This is a genomic window from Streptomyces sp. NPDC046379, from assembly GCF_055587785.1.
This window is the reverse complement of sequence record NZ_JBVJFP010000013.1, coordinates 12,926-29,982: the sequence shown is the minus strand read 5'-3', so window position 1 is coordinate 29,982 and position 17,057 is coordinate 12,926. Positions and strand designations below refer to the sequence as shown.

Annotated in this window: 14 protein-coding genes; 7 read left to right on the top strand and 7 right to left on the bottom strand. The window is 70.7% G+C overall.

Annotated elements, in window-relative coordinates:
* Positions 1 to 202 precede the first annotated feature (202 nt).
* Both ACZ6KF_RS22620 and ACZ6KF_RS22615 read left to right on the top strand, forming a co-directional pair.
* The gene (locus ACZ6KF_RS22620) at positions 203 to 541 is read left to right on the top strand and encodes a DUF3817 domain-containing protein (protein ID WP_356637452.1); all 339 of its coding nucleotides are present in this window, start codon (positions 203 to 205) and stop codon (positions 539 to 541) included.
* Positions 542 to 642: 101 nt separating this feature from the next.
* Positions 643 to 2,343 carry an acyl-CoA mutase large subunit family protein gene (locus tag ACZ6KF_RS22615; RefSeq protein ID WP_469160245.1) on the top strand — a complete coding sequence of 567 codons (1,701 nt, stop codon included), beginning with the start codon at positions 643 to 645 and terminating at the stop codon, positions 2,341 to 2,343.
* A gap of 24 nt (positions 2,344 to 2,367) precedes the next feature.
* Here ACZ6KF_RS22615 and ACZ6KF_RS22610 read toward each other — a convergent pair whose 3' ends face one another.
* The gene (locus ACZ6KF_RS22610; protein ID WP_469177391.1) at positions 2,368 to 3,009 is read right to left on the bottom strand and encodes a TetR/AcrR family transcriptional regulator; all 642 of its coding nucleotides are present in this window, start codon (positions 3,007 to 3,009) and stop codon (positions 2,368 to 2,370) included.
* Positions 3,010 to 3,330: 321 nt separating this feature from the next.
* On the opposite strand from ACZ6KF_RS22610, the gene ACZ6KF_RS22605 reads away from it, so the two are divergent.
* From ACZ6KF_RS22605 to ACZ6KF_RS22590, 4 genes are all read left to right on the top strand, one after another.
* Positions 3,331 to 4,305, top strand: coding sequence for a tetratricopeptide repeat protein (locus tag ACZ6KF_RS22605; protein ID WP_356637446.1), 975 nt, complete (start codon positions 3,331 to 3,333; stop codon positions 4,303 to 4,305).
* Positions 4,306 to 4,965: 660 nt separating this feature from the next.
* On the top strand, positions 4,966 to 5,601 hold the full coding sequence (locus ACZ6KF_RS22600; protein ID WP_469160243.1) for a DUF6230 family protein: 636 nt from the start codon (positions 4,966 to 4,968) through the stop codon (positions 5,599 to 5,601).
* Between the two features lie 103 nt (positions 5,602 to 5,704).
* The gene (locus tag ACZ6KF_RS22595) at positions 5,705 to 6,265 is read left to right on the top strand and encodes a DUF6114 domain-containing protein (RefSeq protein WP_469160242.1); all 561 of its coding nucleotides are present in this window, start codon (positions 5,705 to 5,707) and stop codon (positions 6,263 to 6,265) included.
* Positions 6,255 to 7,583, top strand: coding sequence for a hypothetical protein (locus ACZ6KF_RS22590; RefSeq protein ID WP_469160241.1), 1,329 nt, complete (start codon positions 6,255 to 6,257; stop codon positions 7,581 to 7,583). The genes ACZ6KF_RS22595 and ACZ6KF_RS22590 overlap by 11 nt, the downstream gene beginning before the upstream one ends.
* A 103-nt stretch (positions 7,584 to 7,686) precedes the next feature.
* Here the strand turns inward: ACZ6KF_RS22590 and pyk are convergent, their stop codons facing one another.
* From pyk to pta, 3 genes are all read right to left on the bottom strand, one after another.
* Positions 7,687 to 9,117 carry a pyruvate kinase gene (gene pyk, locus ACZ6KF_RS22585; RefSeq protein WP_469177395.1) on the bottom strand — a complete coding sequence of 477 codons (1,431 nt, stop codon included), beginning with the start codon at positions 9,115 to 9,117 and terminating at the stop codon, positions 7,687 to 7,689.
* Positions 9,118 to 9,190: 73 nt separating this feature from the next.
* Positions 9,191 to 10,432, bottom strand: coding sequence for an acetate kinase (locus ACZ6KF_RS22580; RefSeq protein ID WP_469239922.1), 1,242 nt, complete (start codon positions 10,430 to 10,432; stop codon positions 9,191 to 9,193).
* 26 nt (positions 10,433 to 10,458) lie between these two features.
* The gene (gene pta / locus ACZ6KF_RS22575; protein WP_469239791.1) at positions 10,459 to 12,582 is read right to left on the bottom strand and encodes a phosphate acetyltransferase; all 2,124 of its coding nucleotides are present in this window, start codon (positions 12,580 to 12,582) and stop codon (positions 10,459 to 10,461) included.
* Positions 12,583 to 12,798: 216 nt separating this feature from the next.
* On the opposite strand from pta, the gene ACZ6KF_RS22570 reads away from it, so the two are divergent.
* The gene (locus ACZ6KF_RS22570) at positions 12,799 to 13,824 is read left to right on the top strand and encodes an ATP-dependent 6-phosphofructokinase (RefSeq protein WP_469160239.1); all 1,026 of its coding nucleotides are present in this window, start codon (positions 12,799 to 12,801) and stop codon (positions 13,822 to 13,824) included.
* Positions 13,825 to 13,862: 38 nt separating this feature from the next.
* On the opposite strand, the gene ACZ6KF_RS22565 is transcribed toward ACZ6KF_RS22570, so the two are convergent.
* From ACZ6KF_RS22565 to ACZ6KF_RS22555, 3 genes are read right to left on the bottom strand one after another with little or no spacing between them, the layout of a single operon-like run.
* On the bottom strand, positions 13,863 to 14,696 hold the full coding sequence (locus ACZ6KF_RS22565) for a carbohydrate ABC transporter permease (RefSeq protein WP_469160238.1): 834 nt from the start codon (positions 14,694 to 14,696) through the stop codon (positions 13,863 to 13,865).
* A gap of 5 nt (positions 14,697 to 14,701) precedes the next feature.
* The gene (locus tag ACZ6KF_RS22560; protein WP_469160237.1) at positions 14,702 to 15,562 is read right to left on the bottom strand and encodes a carbohydrate ABC transporter permease; all 861 of its coding nucleotides are present in this window, start codon (positions 15,560 to 15,562) and stop codon (positions 14,702 to 14,704) included.
* Positions 15,559 to 16,929, bottom strand: a complete 1,371-nt coding sequence (locus ACZ6KF_RS22555) for an extracellular solute-binding protein (RefSeq protein WP_356636891.1) — start codon at positions 16,927 to 16,929, stop codon at positions 15,559 to 15,561. Before ACZ6KF_RS22555 ends, ACZ6KF_RS22560 begins: the two co-directional genes overlap by 4 nt.
* Between the last annotated feature and the right edge of the window lie 128 nt (positions 16,930 to 17,057).

The window sequence follows — 17,057 nt, the reverse complement described above, 5'->3', positions numbered from 1 at the left end:
CCGGCGCTCGGGGAACGCCGCCCCGGCTTCCGGCGACGACGGGCGAAGAACGACGACGGGCGAAGATCTACGACGACGTGCGAGGATCTGCGAAGACGGGCGAAGATCTGCGAAGACCCGCGAAGTTCGGCGAAGGCCGACCTGGCCCGCGAAGACCGACCCTGGCCGAGATCACCCGGAACGGCCGGTTACGCTCGACGGCATGAAGAAAAGCGTGCTGACCCGCTACCGCGTCATGGCCTATGTGACCGGCGTCCTGCTCGTCCTGCTGACCTTCGGCATGATCGGCAAGTACGCGCTCGACATCGACGGCGCGGCCGACTTCACGCAGGTCGTCAGCATCGCGCACGGCTGGCTCTACGTCGTCTACCTGGTCTTCGCCTTCGACCTGGGTTCCAAGGCGAAGTGGCCGATCGCCAAGCAGGTGTGGGTGCTGCTGGCCGGCACGATCCCGACGGCCGCGTTCTTCGTGGAGCGCCGGATCAGCCGCGAGCTGGAGCCGCTGGTGACCGACGCGGCCCCCGCGACCGCGAAGGCGTAAGCCGCGAGAACCCGCCCGGTACCGCCGTTCGGAGCAGTGTGTGGCGATACCGGGCGGTTTCCCATCGACAATTACTAGGACGTCCTAGTAAATTCGATGGCATGGACGCTGACGCCATAGAAGAGGGCCGCCGACGGTGGCAGGCCCGGTATGACGCCGCGCGCAAGCGCGACGCCGACTTCACCACGCTCTCCGGAGACCCCGTTGAGCCGGTGTACGGGCCCCGACCCGGGGACAAGTACGAGGGCTTCGAGCGGATCGGCTGGCCGGGGGAGTACCCCTTCACCCGCGGTCTGTATCCGACCGGATACCGAGGGCGCACGTGGACCATCCGGCAGTTCGCCGGCTTCGGGAACGCCGAGCAGACCAACGAGCGGTACAAGATGATCCTCGGCAACGGCGGAGGCGGGCTCTCCGTCGCCTTCGACATGCCGACGCTCATGGGCCGCGACTCCGACGACCCGCGCTCGCTGGGCGAGGTCGGGCACTGCGGGGTGGCCGTGGACTCGGCCGCCGACATGGAGGTGCTCTTCCGCGACATCCCGCTCGGGGACGTCACCACGTCGATGACGATCAGCGGACCGGCCGTGCCGGTCTTCTGCATGTACCTGGTCGCCGCAGAGCGGCAGGGCGTCGACCCGTCCGTGCTGAACGGCACGCTCCAGACGGACATCTTCAAGGAGTACATCGCGCAGAAGGAGTGGCTCTTCCAGCCCGAGCCGCACCTGCGCCTCATCGGCGACCTCATGGAGTACTGCGCCGAGCGCATCCCCGCCTACAAGCCGCTGTCCGTCTCCGGCTACCACATCCGCGAGGCCGGGGCGACGGCCGCGCAGGAGCTGGCGTACACGCTGGCGGACGGCTTCGGCTACGTCGAGCTGGGCCTGTCGCGCGGCCTGGACGTCGACGTCTTCGCGCCGGGCCTGTCCTTCTTCTTCGACGCGCACGTCGACTTCTTCGAGGAGATCGCCAAGTTCCGGGCCGCGCGCAGGATCTGGGCGCGCTGGATGCGGGACGTCTACGGAGCGAAGACCGACAAGGCCCAGTGGCTGCGCTTCCACACCCAGACGGCCGGCGTCTCGCTGACGGCGCAGCAGCCGTACAACAACGTCGTCCGCACGGCCGTCGAGGCGCTCGCCGCGGTCCTGGGGGGCACCAACTCCCTGCACACCAACGCCCTGGACGAGACCCTCGCGCTGCCCTCCGAGCAGGCCGCGGAGATCGCCCTGCGCACCCAGCAGGTCCTGATGGAGGAGACCGGAGTCGCCAACGTCGCCGACCCGCTCGGCGGCTCCTGGTACGTCGAGCAGCTCACCGACCGGATCGAGGCGGACGCCGAGAAGATCTTCGACCAGATCCGTGAGCGCGGTCTGCGGGCCCACCCGGACGGGCAGCACCCCATCGGCCCGATCACCTCCGGCATCCTGCGGGGCATCGAGGACGGCTGGTTCACCGGCGAGATCGCCGAGTCCGCCTTCCGCTACCAGCAGGCCCTGGAGAAGGGCGACAAGAAGGTCGTCGGCGTCAACGCCCACACCGGCTCGGTCACGGGCGACCTGGAGATCCTGCGGGTGAGCCACGAGGTCGAACGCGACCAGGTCGCCGCCCTCACCGCCCGCCGTGCCGAGCGCGACGAGTCCCGGGTCCGCGAAACCCTGGACACCATGCTCCGCGCCGCCCGCGAGGGCGCCAACATGATCGGCCCGATGCTCGACGCGGTCCGCGCGGAGGCGACGCTGGGCGAGATCTGCGGGGTGCTGCGGGACGAGTGGGGGGTGTACACGGAACCGGCGGGGTTCTAGCCGTTCCAGGGTTGGGCAGGGCCTCTACGGGCCCTGGTGTTCTTCGGTGGCCGCCGCGCCCGCCAGCCCCAGCAACAGGACCCGGACCAGGCTCCGTACCCATGCCCCGTCCACCGGTTCCGCGCTGACCAGGGTGCGGTGGACCACCGCGCCCGCGACCATGTCGAAGATCAGGTCGACCGTGCGGGACGGCTCCTCCGGGCTGGACTCCGGGGGGAGTTCGCCGCGGGCCTGGGCGCGGGCGCGGCCCTCGTGGACCAGGCCCTTCTGGCGGTCCACGATCGAGGTGCGGATGCGGTCGCGCAGCGCGTCGTCGCGCGTCGACTCCGCCACCGCCGCCATCAGGCCGCTGCGCGCCTCCGGGCGGGCCAGGATCGCGGCGAACTGGAGGACCACGCCCTCGATGTCGGCGGCCAGGGAGCCGCGGTCGGGGAGTTCGAGTTCGTCGAAGAGCTCCGCGACCGCGTCGACGACCAGCTCGTTCTTGCCCGACCAGCGGCGGTACAGGGTCGTCTTGGCCACTCCCGCGCGCGTCGCGACATCGCCCAGGGTGAGCTTGGACCAGCCCAGTTCGACCAGTGCCGCCCGGGTCGCGGCCAGGATCGCCGCGTCCGCCGCCGCGCTGCGCGGGCGTCCGGCGCGACTGGGGACGGGGCTGCTCGGCATGGCATGACGATATCCGGCCACGCGGCCACGGGAACCGGGCGCGACCGTGAGGGAGATCACCGGCGGAGGGTGTCGGAAAGGGCTGCGGCGGCATTACGCTACGACCCGTAGCGAAAGCGCGTGCACGGCGTGCGCGAGCGACGACCACATGGCGCGGGTGGGGACCCGGCGCCGCGCAGCACCCGGGTCCGGCGGTCACGGCGGTCCGGGAGTACCGGTCCGGCGGTCACGGCGGCCCGGGAGTAGCCGGTCCGGCGGTCGCGGCGGCCCGGCTTCCACGGCGTTTTTCACACACGCGCGGGTACGGGGGAGGATAGACGCATGCAGCCACGGAACATGTCCATGAGCGGAGTCGTCGACCTCGCCGCGGTGAAGGCCGCCCAAGAGGCCAAGGCCAAGGCGGAACAGGCGCGGGCCCAGGCGGCCCGGCAGGGCGGGGGCGGGGGCGTCTCCCCCGCCGACCTCGTCATCGACGTCGATGAGGCGGGGTTCGAGAGGGACGTCCTCCAGCGGTCGGCCGAGGTCCCGGTCGTCATCGACTTCTGGGCCGAGTGGTGTCAGCCCTGCAAGCAGCTGAGCCCCGTCCTGGAGCGGCTGGCCGTCGAGTACAACGGGCGCTTCCTGCTCGCCAAGATCGACGTCGACGCCAACCAGATGCTGATGCAGCAGTTCGGGATCCAGGGGATCCCGGCCGTCTTCGCCGTCGTGGCGGGACAGGCGCTGCCGCTCTTCCAGGGCGCGGCCGGCGAGGCCCAGATCCGGCAGACCCTCGACCAGTTGGTGGCGGTCGCCGAGCAGCGCTTCGGCCTGACCGGGCTCACCGTCGACCCCGAGGCCGAGCCCGGCGGCGCCGCCCCGGCGGAGCAGGTCCCGGCCGGCCCCCACGAGGCGCTGCTGAACGCCGCCGCGCAGGCGCTGGACGCGGGCGACCTCGGCGGGGCCGTCCAGGCGTACAAGAACGTGCTCGCCGAGGACCCGGCGCACCCCGAGGCCAAACTCGGCCTCGCGCAGGCCGAGTTGCTCCAGCGGGTGCAGGGTCTTGACCCGCAGGCGGTGCGCAAGGAGGCGGCGGACAAGCCCTCCGACCCCCAGGCGCAGATCGCCGCCGCCGACCTGGACCTGGTGGGCGGTCACGTGGAGGACGCCTTCGGCCGGCTCATCGACACCGTGCGCCGCACGGCGGGCGACGACCGGGACGCCGTACGGCTGCGGCTGCTGGAGCTGTTCGAGGTGGTGGGCGCCGAGGACCCGCGGGTGACCGCGGCCCGGCGGGCGCTGGCGCGCGCGCTGTTCTGACAGGTGCGACGAGCGGGGCGGGGAACCCGTTTGCACGGGTTCCCCGCCCCGCTCGGAGGTCCGGCACCCTTGGGCGGGGCTTTCACGGAAGCCCTGGTACGGCGGCACTTTGCCAAAACTTGGCAATCTCCTCCGCTGTTACTGCAAGTAAGTCGAGGGCGTTGATCTGTCGGACTCTGTCCGCGGATCAGCCTCTTTGTTCACCCCCGTGATGACACCCTGCGTCGCCGAACGAGATCAAGGGGTCGTGGTTCGGTTATCCGGTCGTTACTAGCGAGTAATGAACCCCCTTGTGCGGGCGGCGAGAATGCACCACGATCGGCCACGCTCGGTCCCATCCCGTACCCCGGCATCCGGTTGGGGGGCGGGATCTCCTGGGTCCCCACCGAGCAGAGCGGGCGTCCAAGGCGCCCGTTCTTGGACAGGGGGGTCTTCGCCCATCCGGCGGAGCCTGTCCGGCAGGGTTGTGCGTGATGTGCGTCAGGCGCGACCAGTGGTTGTCGCTCGGGGGTGATCGCCGGTGATTCGGGCGCGTCCAGCGCCACCGGGCGCGGCGCTCTCCTTCCCGAGGACGTAGCACTTCTCCCATCCCTGCCCGGCTGAGCCGCCGTTCCGGGGGCCAGTCAGGGTCAGGAGATGTACGTCCGAGAAGGAGGAAATATGGAGTCCCAAGTGCGTGGTGGGACCAGATGGAAGCGGTTCGCTGTGGTCATGGTGCCCAGCGTCGCCGCCACCGCCTGCATAGGCGTTGCTCTGGCGCAGGGTGCTCTTGCCGCGTCGTTCAGCGTGTCAGGCCAGTCGTTCAAGGTCACGACGAAGCAACTCGAGGGCCGGGGCTTCACCCAGTACGGCGCCATCGACCAGGGGTACACCCTCACCGGTGAGAAGACGATTCACCCCGTCGCCGTCTCGGCGTTCGACGAGGCGGACATCACGGCTCTGTGCCAGTCCGTCGTCACGCCGAAGGTCCCGATCTTCGGGAACGTCAGCCTGATCCTGCGGGCCGGCGCTGAGGACGAGAAGGTCTTCGCGAAGAACCTGTACATCGACGTCGCCGACCTCGAGGCGGATGCCACCTTCAGCAACATCGACATCGGTGTGGCTGCCGGGGGTGCCACCAAGGGCCCCGGCATGAAGGGCGGCGGGGAGCAGGCGAACGAGTTCGGTTTCGCCCAGCAGGCCACGGACGTCGTCCTGACCGACGTGAAGCAGACGGCATGGGCCACCACCGCCGGGACCTTCAAGCTGCCGGACCTGAGCATGAAGCTCTCGACGGGCGTCAAGGAGTGCTACTAAGCACTCGCTGACGGGCGGGGGTCCTTCGGAGCCCTCGCCCGTCCGCCCCTCCCCGCAGTACAACTCTCCACCTCAGCAACGCCGTTCCAGGGAGCTGTTTTCCATGAGCGCCGAAACTTCTGCCGTCGCCGGCCAGTTCACCCGCTGGAGGCTGCAGTTCCGCGCATGGCGGGGCACTAGGCCGTTCTGGGCCGGTCTGTACATCCTCATCGGCGGCCTGCCGATCATGTACTTCCCGTACGCGAACCTCCAGATCGGCCACCTCACGCTGGCCATGGCCACCACCGCCGGAGCCGGCTCCCTGATCATCGGCGTGCTGCTCGTCGTCCTGGGCATCAGCCTCTGGTTCCAGAAGCACGTGCGGGTCTTCGCGGGCGTCGCGGCGATCCTGCTGGGGCTGGTGTCGATCCCCGTGTCGAACTTCGGCGGCTTCGTGATCGGCTTCCTGTTCGCGCTCATCGGCGGCGCGATGGCCGTCGCGTGGGGCGAGGGCACGCCGCCCGCGCCGGCGGGCGCGGCGGAGGATACGGCGACGGAAGGCGACGCCTCCGAGTCCGCGCCGCCGGCCGAGGCCGGTACCGCGGGCGTCGTGTGGGACAAGACCGATGATCTGTCCGGAATGAGCCCCGGCAACGAGGCGAACGGGAGGCACAGTGCCGGCTGACGAGGTGACCCACGGGACGGACGTGGACGCGTCCCGTGCGAGAACCGGGCCGCGCCACGCGGCACCCAAGAAGCCGCTGTTCACCAGGTTCCACATGCCGGCCGGCAAGGCGATAGCCCTGGCGGCGATGCCGACCGCCGTGCTCATGGGCATGGGCTTCACGCCGAAACTCGCCGTCGCGGAGGACCAGCCGACCCCGCCCTCGCGGAGTCTGACGGTCGACGAGTACGAGGACTGCGTCGAAGCCCTGGAGAACGCCGAGAAGGACAAGTCCGCCTCGGCCACGCCCTCTGCGTCGGCCTCGGCGAGCGAGAGCGCGACCCCGTCGGTCGAGCCGACGCCCTCGGAGACCGACTCCCGGGAAACGGAAGGCGTTTCGAATTCCACCGGTGACTCCTCTTCGTCGGATTCAGGTTCCGACGACGGGGCCGAGCCGGAGCCGTCCGCCTCGTCGTCCGCGCCCGAGAAGGAAGCCGAGTCCGCCGCCTCTTCCGGCACCGTGCCGCAAGAGACCCAGGAGGCCGGCCAAGGCGTCCTGGAGACCGTCGGCGACGGCCTCACCGGTTTGGTCGGTGGGCTTGTGGACGGCCTCGCCGGCACCGGCGGCAAGGAGACGGCGTCCCCGACGCCCACCCCGACCCCGTCGGCGAGCGAGACCGATGGCCAGGCCGGGGACGAGCCCTCCGACGCCGTCGAGGACACCGTCGGCGAGGTCATCGACACCGTGGGCGACACGGCCGGCAAGGTCACCGAAACGGTCGAGGGCACCGTCGAGGAGGCCGCCGAGGACGTCACCGCGTCCCCGACGCCCAGCCCGTCGGCGAGCGAGACCGTCGGCCCCGAGGACTGCCCTGCCGCCACCGAGGCGGAGGGCGGCGTCGACAACACCGTGGCGCTGCCCGACAACCCCTGGTACCTGAACGCCAGTTCGCTGCTGCTGAAGGGCGCCGACTACCAGGGCATCGTCGAGGTGCGCACCGCGAGCGGCACCGTCAAGAAGGTGCTGAAGTACGTCGTGTCCGACGGCACCGACATCGGCGACCTGCACCAGACGGTGAAGGACGAGCAGACCGGCAAGACGTACCACGTCCAGGCGGCCAAGGGCTCGATGTCGACCATCCGCGACGGCAAGACGGTGATGTACACCGAGAGCATCTCAGGCAACTTGCTGGGGCTGATCCCGGTGACCTTCGACCCGGAGCACCCGCCGCCCCTGAACATCCCGCTGATCTACTTCACCGACGTGAAGGTGCAGCAGGCCGGCCAGTTCGGCGGCACTCTGCACGTGCCCGGGCTGCATCAGTACATCACCGACTGAGCCCCCCCCAAGAACCCATCCGGGAGCCGCGCAACACCACTGAGGGTGCCCCCTGTCCACAGGGGGCACCCTCAGTGTCGTCACGGAGCCGGTGCGGGGCGCGTCAGTTGGCGGTGCCGCCGCCGAGGTGGTGGACGCGGACCATGTTGGTGGTGCCGGGGACGCCGGGGGGCGAGCCGGCGGTGATGATCATGATGTCGCCGGGGGAGAAGCGGTTGAGCTTGGCGATCTCCTGGTCGACCAGGTCGACCATCTCGTCGGTGCTGTTCACGAACGGCACGACGTGCGACTCCACGCCCCAGCTGAGGGCCAGCTGGTTGCGGGTGGACTCGTCGGTGGTGAAGGCCAGGATCGGCTGGGTGGCGCGGTAGCGGGACAGGCGGCGGGCGGTGTCGCCGGACTGGGTGAAGGCGACCAGGCCCTTGCCGCCGAGGAAGTCGGCGATCTCGGCGGCGGCGCGGGCCACCGAACCGCCCTGCGTGCGCGGCTTCTTGCCGGGCACCAGCGGCTGCAGGCCCTTGGAGAGCAGCTCCTGCTCGGCCGCCTGGACGATCTTCGACATCGTCTTGACGGTCTCGATCGGGTACGCGCCCACCGACGACTCCGCGGACAGCATCACCGCGTCGGCGCCGTCGAGGATGGCGTTGGCCACGTCGGAGGCCTCGGCGCGGGTCGGACGGGAGTTGGTGATCATCGACTCCATCATCTGGGTCGCCACGATCACCGGCTTGGCGTTGCGCCGGCACAGCTCGATCAGGCGCTTCTGCACCATGGGGACCTTCTCGAGCGGGTACTCGACGGCGAGGTCGCCGCGCGCGACCATCACACCGTCGAACGCCATCACGACGTCCTCCATGTTGGCCACCGCCTGCGGCTTCTCCACCTTGGCGATGACCGGGACGCGGCGGCCCTCCTCGTCCATGATCTTGTGGACGTCGGCCACGTCCTTGGCGTCCCGGACGAAGGACAGGGCGACCAGGTCGCAGCCCATCCGCAGGGCGAAGCGCAGGTCCTCGACGTCCTTCTCGGACAGCGCGGGCACGTTGACGGCCGCGCCGGGCAGGTTGATGCCCTTGTGGTCGGAGATGACGCCGCCCTCGATGACGATCGTCCGCACCCGGGGACCCTCGACGTCCAGCACCTTCAGTTCGACGTTGCCGTCGTTGATGAGGATCTGGTCGCCGCGCGCCACGTCCCCGGTCAGGCCCTTGTAGGTGGTGCCGCAGATCGACTTGTCGCCGGGCACGTCCTCGGTGGTGATGGTGAACTCGTCACCGCGCACCAGCTCGACGGGCCCTTCGGCGAAGGTCTCGAGGCGGATCTTGGGGCCCTGGAGGTCGGCGAGGACACCGATGGCCCGCCCGGTCTCCTTGGCGGCGGCCCGGACGCGGTCGTACCGCCCCTGGTGCTCGGCGTGCGAGCCGTGGCTGAAGTTGAAGCGGGCCACGTTCATGCCGGCTTCGATCAGCGCGACGAGCTGCTCGTGGGAGTCGACCGCGGGGCCGAGAGTACAGACGATTTTCGAACGGCGCATGGGGCGATCCTATCCGTTTGTTTCGCTCCGGAATATTCCGTCTGGCGGAATGTACAAACGAGGAGCGGGGTGCTCAGTTGTTCTTTCCGACCAGTGCTCCGACCAGTGCGTAGGTCTGCATGGCGATCTCCAGTTCCTCGTCGGTCGGCACCACGGCGACCGCCACCCGTGCGTCGCCGGGGGAGATCAGCCGCGGCTCGTCACTGCGGACCGCGTTCCGTTCCGGGTCGACCAGCAGGCCCAGTCCCGCCAGGCCCGCGATGGCCGCCTCCCGCACCGCGGCGGCGTTCTCGCCGACCCCGGCCGTGAAGGTGACCGCGTCCACCGTACCGAGCACCGCGTAATAGGCGCCGATGTACTTCTTCAACCGGTGAATGTAGATGTCGAAAGCCAGCCTCGCCCGTTCGTCGCCCGCGTCGACACGGCGGCGGATCTCCCGCATGTCGTTGTCCCCGCACAGCCCGACCAGCCCGCTCTTCTTGTTGAGAAGAGTGTCGATCTCGTCCGTGGACATTCCGCCAACCCGCATCAAATGGAAGATGACGGCCGGGTCCACGTCGCCGGACCGCGTACCCATCACCAGTCCCTCCAAAGGCGTCAACCCCATGGAGGTGTCCACGCACTTCCCGCCCCGCACGGCCGAGGCGGACGCGCCGTTGCCGAGGTGCAGCACGATCACGTTCACCTCGGACGGGTCCTTGCCGAGCAGCGCGGCCGTGGTGCGGGAGACGTAGGCGTGCGAGGTGCCGTGGAAGCCGTAGCGGCGCACGCGGTGGGCGTCGGCGGTCTCGAGGTCGATGGCGTAGCGGGCGGCGGCCTCCGGCATCGTGGTGTGGAAGGCGGTGTCGAACACGGCGACCTGGGGCAGGTCGGGACGCAGGGCCCGGGCCGTGCGGATGCCGGTGAGGTTGGCCGGGTTGTGCAGCGGGGCGACCGGGATCAGCCGTTCGATCTCGGCGAGCACGGCGTCGTCGATCACGGTGGGCTCGGTGAAGCGCCTGCCGCCGTGCACCACCCGGTGGCCGATCGCGGCCAGCTCCGGGGAGTCCAGCCCGAGGCCGTCACGGGCCAGCTCGGCGGCGACGGCCTTCAGGGCGGCGTCGTGGTCGGCGATCGGGCCGGTCCGCTCCCGGCTCTCGCCGCCGGTGAGCGGGGTGTGCCGCAGCCGGGAGGTCTCCTCGCCGATCCGCTCGACGAGGCCGCCCGCGAGCCTGCGCTCGTCGCGCATGTCGAGCAGCTGGTACTTCACCGACGAGGAGCCGGAGTTGAGGACGAGGACCCGGGCGGGCCCCGCCGGGCGGGGCCCGTCGGGCAGGTCGGAGACGGGCGACGGCTGGGCGGTCACTGGGCGGGGGCCTTCCCGGTCGGGGGCTGGGCGGGGGCGGGCCGGGCGGACTCGGCCGACTGGGCCTGGATCGCGGTGATCGCGACCGTGTTGACGATGTCCTGGACCAGGGCGCCCCGCGACAGGTCGTTGACCGGCTTGCGCAGCCCCTGGAGCACGGGGCCGACGGCGATCGCGCCGGCCGAGCGCTGCACCGCCTTGTAGGTGTTGTTGCCGGTGTTGAGGTCGGGGAAGATCAGCACGCTCGCCTGCCCGGCGACCTCCGACTCGGGCAGCTTCGTCGCCGCGACCGTCGGCTCCACCGCGGCGTCGTACTGGATCGGCCCCTCCACGCTCAGGTCGGGCCGGCGCTCGCGCACGAGCCGGGTCGCCTCGCGCACCTTGTCGACGTCGGCGCCCGAGCCGGACGTGCCCGTCGAGTACGACAGCATCGCGATCCTCGGCGCCACACCGAACCGCGCGGCCGTCGACGCCGACTGGACGGCGATGTCGGCGAGCTGCTCGGCGTCCGGGTCGGGGTTGACCGCGCAGTCGCCGTAGACGAGCACCTTGTCGGCCAGGCACATGAAGAACACCGAGGAGACGATCGCCGCGTCCGGGTTCGTCTTGATGATCTCGAAGGCCGGGCGGATGGTCGCCGCCGTGGAGTGCACCGAGCCCGACACCATGCCGTCGGCCAGGCCCTCCTGGACCATCAGCGTGCCGAAGTAGTTCACGTCGGAGACCACGTCGTACGCCAGCTCCACGGTCACGCCCTTGTGCGCGCGCAGGGCCGCGTACCGCTCGGCGAAGGGGTCGCGCAGATCGGAGACGGCCGGGTCGATCAGCTGGGCGTCGCCGAGGTCGATGCCGAGGTCGGCGGCCTTCTTGCGGATGACGTCGACCGGGCCGAGCAGGGTCAGGTCGCACACGTCCCGGCGCAGCAGCACCTCGGCGGCGTGCAGCACCCGCTCCTCGGTGCCCTCGGGCAGGACGACCCGGCGGCGGTCGGCGCGGGCCTGCTCCAGCAGTTTGTGCTCGAACATCATCGGCGTCACGCGGTCGCTGCTGGGCGCGGAGACCCGCTTGTTGAGGTCGCCGGTGTCGACGTACCGCTCGAACAGGCCGAGCGCGGTCTCCGCCTTGCGCGGGGTGGCCGCGTTCAGCTTGCCCTCCAGGGAGAACAGCTGCTCGGCGGTGGGGAAGCTGTTGGCCGGCACCGAGAGCACCGGCGTGCCGGGGGCGAGACGGCCGGCCAGGGTGAGCACGCGGTCGCCCGGCGTCTCGCCCAGGGTGAGCAGCACGCCGGCGATGGGCGGGGTGCCGGCGCTGTGCGCGGCGAGGGAGCCGACGACGAGGTCGGCGCGGTCCCCCGGGGTGACGACGAGGCAGCCCGGGGTCAGGGCGGCCAGGAAGTTCGGCAGCATCGCCCCGCCGAAGACGAAGTCCAGCGCGTCGCGGGCGAGCCCGGAGTCGTCGCCCAGGACCACCTTCGCGCCGAGGGCGTGCGCGATCTGGGAGACGGTCGGCGAGGACAGCGCGGGCTCGTCCGGCAGCACCCAGCAGGGCACCGGCAGCCGGCCGGCGAGCCGCTCGGCGATCTCGTCGCGGTCCTCGCGGGCGACCCGGTTGACGACCATGGCGAGCACGTCGCAGCCCAGCCCGTCGTAGGCGCGGTAGGCGTTGCGGGTCTCCGCGCGCACCGACTCGGCGGTCTGGCGTCGCCCGCCGACGACCGGGAGGACGGAGGCGCCGAACTCGTTGGCGAGCCGGGCGTTGAGCGACAGCTCGTCCGGGAACTGGGTGTCCGCGAAGTCGGTGCCGAGGACGAGGACGACGTCGTAGTCGCGCGCGACCACGTGGAAGCGCTCGACCAGCGCGGAGACGAGCTCGTCCGCCCCCTGCTCGGCCTGGAGGGCGGACGCCTCGTGGTAGTCCATGCCGTACACGGTGGACGGGTCCTGCGTCAGCCGGTACCGGGAGCGCAGCAACTCGAAGAGCCGGTCGGGCCCGTCGTGGACGAGCGGACGGAAGACGCCCACCCGGTCGACCTGGCGGGTCAGGAGTTCCATGACCCCCAGTTCGACGACCTGGCGGCCGTCGCCGCGGTCGATCCCGGTCACGTACACGCTGCGCGTCACGTGTGCTCTCCGTCCTTCCGGTACGTCACAAGAGAATCCGTCGTGCCACAGAGATTCCGTCGTAAAGATCGCCCACAGGGGTGAGCGGAACCCTCTTGACAATACCTCCGGCCGTATGTAGAGCGCCCGTCAGTGCCCTGTCGGCAACGGCCTGCCGGACGTGGAAGAATCGGCAGTGGCTCACCGGCGTCAACAGCGAGCAGGAGACACAGCACGATGCGTATCGGAGTTCTCACCGCAGGCGGCGACTGCCCCGGCCTGAACGCAGTGATCCGGTCGGTCGTGCACCGAGCGGTCGACAACTACGGCGACGAGGTCATCGGCTTCGAGGACGGCTACTCCGGCCTGCTCGACGGCCGCTACCGCACCCTCGACCTGAACGCGGTCAGCGGCATCCTCGCCCGCGGCGGCACCATCCTCGGCTCCTCCCGGCTGGAGCGCGACCGGCTGCGCGAGGCCTGCGAGAACGCCGCCGACATCGCCCGCGACTTCGGCATCGACGCGCTGATCCCGATCGGCGGCGAGGGCACCCTGACCGCGGCCCGGATGCTCAGCGACGCGGGCCTGCCCGTGGTGGGCGTGCCGAAGACGATCGACAACGACATCTCCTCCACCGACCGCACCTTCGGCTTCGACACGGCCGTCGGTGTCGCCACCGAGGCGATGGACCGGCTCAAGACCACCGCCGAGTCCCACCAGCGCGTGATGGTCGTCGAGGTCATGGGCCGGCACGCGGGCTGGATCGCGCTGGAGTCCGGCATGGCCGCCGGTGCGCACGGCATCTGCCTGCCCGAGCGCCCGTTCGACCCCGCCGACCTCGTCAAGATGGTCGAGGAGCGGTTCGCGCGCGGCAAGAAGTTCGCCGTCATCTGCGTCGCCGAGGGCGCCCACCCGGCCGACGGCACCATGGACTACGGCAAGGGCGAGATCGACCAGTTCGGCCACGAGCGCTTCCAGGGCATCGGCACGGCACTGGCGTACGAGCTGGAGCGGCGGCTCGGCAAGGAGGCCAAGCCGGTCATCCTCGGGCACGTCCAGCGCGGCGGCACCCCGACCGCGTACGACCGCGTCCTCGCCACCCGCTTCGGCTGGCACGCCGTGGAGGCGGCCCACCGGGGCGAGTTCGGCCGGATGACCGCGCTGCGCGGCACGGACATCGTGATGGTGCCGCTGGCCGAGGCCGTCACCGAACTGAAGACGGTCCCGACGGACCGCATGGACGAGGCCGAGTCGGTCTTCTAGACCGGCGAGGTCCCCGCCCGGTCCTCCGGACCGGGCGGTCAGCCCTTGACCGCGCCGCCCAGCGCGAAGCCGCCGCCCAGCCGGCGCGCGACCAGCACGTACAGCAGGATCACCGGCGTCGAGTAGATCACCGAGAACGCGGCCAGCTGGCCGTACGCCACCATGCCGCGGTTGCCGAAGAACTCGTTGATGCTCACCGACGCCGGCATCTTCTCGGGCGTGAGCAGCAGCATGAACGGGACGAAGAAGTTCCCCCACGTCATCACGAACGAGAAGACGGTCACCACGGCCACGCCCGGCCCCATCAGCGGCAGCACGATCCGCAGCAGGGACTGCAGGGAGCCCGCCCCGTCCGTCCACGCCGCCTCCTCCAGCTCCTTCGGCACGCCGTCCATGAAGTTCTTCATCAGCCAGATCGCGAACGGCAGTTGGGACGCGGCAAAGAACAGGATCGTCCCGTGCAGGGTGTCGATCAGGTCGATCCGGACGAACAGCGCGTACACCGGCACCATGACGGCCGTGATGGGCAGGCCGGTGGCGAACAGGATCGTCAGCAGGAAGGGCCGGTTCAGCCGGGAGCGGTGGCGGGACAGCGGGTAGGCCGCGAGCGCCGCGCACACCACGGTCAGCGCGGTCGCGCCGCCGCACAGGATCAGGCTGTTGAGCAGCGGGGTGAAGGTGACGTCCGCGGTGAGCACGGCGTCGAAGTGCTCCGCCGTCAGCCCGTCCGGGGCCTTCACCCGCAGATCGGCGCCGGGGTCCACGGACGACAGCAGCACCCAGGCCAGGGGCAGCACGAACGCGGCGGCGACCGCGAGCAGCCCGGCGTCGGCGGCGAGGCGGCGCCGGGTACGCCGGTGGGAGAGGGACACGCGGCTCACACCTCCGTCCGCAGCAGCCGCAGATACACGACCGAGAACAGCGAGCCCACCAGCAGCAACAGCAGGGCCACCGCCGTGCCGTAGCCGATCATGCTGTTCTGGAAGGCCTGTTCGTACATGAACAGCGGCAGCGTCTGGCTCCGCCCGCTCGGCCCGCCCCGGGTCATCACCCAGATCAGCCCGAACACCGACAGCGTCTGCAGGGTGTTGAGCATCAGGTTCGTGCCGATGGAGCGGCGGATCATCGGCAGCGTGATGTGCCACATGCGCCGCCAGCCGCCGGCGCCGTCGACCTCGGCGGCCTCCGTGATCTCCTTCGGGATCTCGTTCAGCGCCGCCGAGTACACCAGCATCGAGAAGGCCGTGCCGCGCCATACGTTGGCGAAGGACACCGCCAGGATCGGCAGCGTGAACAGCCAGTCCTGGGACGGCAGACGGAGCAGGTCCAGCACGGCGTTCAAGGTGCCCTCGCGGCGGAAGAACGCGTACAGGAGAAAGCCCGCGACCACCTCCGGCAGGACCCACGCCGTCACCACGATCCCTCCGGTCAGCGTGCGCACCGGCTTCGAGGCGCGCCGCATCAGCGCGGCCAGGGCGAGCCCGAGGGTGTTCTGGCCGATCAGGGACGACAGCACGGTGAAGACGACGGTGAGCCAGACGGCGTTGCGGAACGCCTCGTCCCGGAACGCCGTGCGGAAGTTGTCCAGCCCGACGAACGACGCCTCGGCCTGGCCGGTGAGCTGGAGGTCGGTGAAGGCGATCCAGACGCAGTACGCCAGGGGCCCGCCGAGGAAGAGCAGCAGCAGGACGACGGCGGGGGACAGGGGCAGCAGGCGGACTAGGCGCCGGGCGGTCACTTGTGGACCACTTGGCCGTCGGTGACCTCCTCGAGCGTCTCGTCGTAGCCGCGTGCGGCCTCCGCGACGGACAGATCACCGGTCGTGACGCCCTCCATCGCCTCCTGGATCGCCACCGACACCTTCGGGTACGCCGGGTAGGCGGGCCGGTAGTGGGTGTGGGCGACCAGGCCGGTGAAGAACCGGGTGCCGGGCTGGGCGTCGGCGTACGCCGGGTCGCCGGCCACGTCTCCGCGGACGGCGATGCCGGAGTTGGCGACGTACCACTTGCGGGCGTTCTCCTTGGTCTGCATCGTCTTGACGAACGCGAAGGCGAGGTCGGGGTTGGCGGCCTCGGCGGGGATGGCCCAGGTCCAGCCGCCGGACATGCTGACCTTGCCGGGCGCCTGGCCGTGCTGGGTGGGCATCGCGGCGAGGCCGAGCCGCTCGGACCACTCGGGCCACTCGTGGCCGCTGCCGGGCAGCCAGTCCTGCGGGAGCCAGGAGCCGTCGAGGGCGATCCCGAGCTTCCCCTGGGGCAGCAGCTCGCCGCGCACGCGGGTGGCGAAGTTGGGGTCGAGGGCGTCGGCGACGTCCGGGCCGAGCTTCTCCGCGTAGACCGTCCCGACGAAGGCGAGGGCGTCCCGGAAGCCCCGGCTGCCGGCGATCCACTTCTTGGCGCGCCGGTCGTACAGGGGGTCCGAGGTGCCGTCGTTGGTGCCGTACAGCAGCATCTGGAAGCCCTGCATGGCGGCGGCCTCGCCGGCGGGCTTGCCGGTGTAGACGTTCAGCGGGACGACGCCGGGGACCTTCCGTTTGATCGTGCGGGCGGCGTCGAGGACCTCCTCCCAGGTCCTCGGCTGCCAGTCGGCCGGCAGCCCGGCCTTCGCGAAGATCCCCCTGTCGAACCAGAGGCCCCGGGTGTCCGTCCCGTCCGGCACGCCGTACGTCTTCCCGTCCTCGCCCCGCGCCGCGGCCTTCGCCGGGTCGATGAACCGGTCCCAGTCCTTCCAGCGGGCGAGGTAGGGGTCCAGCGGCTGCAGATAGCCGCTCGTGATGTCGGAGTTGATGAGGAAGGTGTCCTCGTAGACCAGGTCGGGGGCGGTCTTGGGGGAGCGCAGCATCTGCTGGAGCTTGGTGTAGTACTCCGCGTCCGGGGCCTTGATCGGGACCAGCTTCACCTTCTTGCCCGGGTGCGCCCGCTCGAACTGCTCCTTGACGTCCGCGAGGTAGGTGTCCATCACCTTCACGGAGTTGTCCGTGGACTGCTTGAAGGAGACCTCGATCGTGTCCGGGTCGCTTCCGGAACCGCCGCCGCAGGCGGTGAGGGAGGCGGCGGCGAGGGCGAGGGCGGTGGAGAGCAGGGCGGCGGTGGGGCGCACGGGCATGACCTCCTGCGGGCGCACGTCGTTGTGGCGCGGGGATGGCTGCACGGTGAACGTAAGAGCGTGGTCCAGTCCGGTCAATGGGGCGCGCTGGGCGGTCGGGGGCGCGCTCGGGGGCGGCCGGCGGCGGC